At 48.8% G+C, this 295-nt stretch carries 1 rRNA gene; it reads left to right on the top strand.

Going from position 1 to position 295, the window contains the following annotated elements:
* Window positions 1–271 (top strand): 16S ribosomal RNA (locus CD138_RS11735); the annotation flags it as partial.
* Window positions 272–295: the final 24 nt, after the last annotated feature.

Genomic DNA, 295 nt, shown 5'->3' with positions numbered 1-295 from the left:
CAAGCAAATCCCATAAAGTTGTTCTCAGTTCGGATTGTAGTCTGCAACTCGACTACATGAAGCTGGAATCGCTAGTAATCGTAGATCAGCATGCTACGGTGAATACGTTCCCGGGTCTTGTACACACCGCCCGTCACACCACGAGAGTTTGTAACACCCGAAGCCGGTGGAGTAACCATTTTGGAGCTAGCCGTCGAAGGTGGGACAAATGATTGGGGTGAAGTCGTAACAAGGTAGCCGTATCGGAAGGTGCGGCTGGATCACCTCCTTTCTAAGGATAATATACGGAATATCA

This window comes from Staphylococcus intermedius NCTC 11048 (assembly GCF_002902385.1).
GTDB lineage: Bacteria > Bacillota > Bacilli > Staphylococcales > Staphylococcaceae > Staphylococcus > Staphylococcus intermedius.
This window is presented reverse-complemented; position numbering and strand designations above follow the sequence as displayed.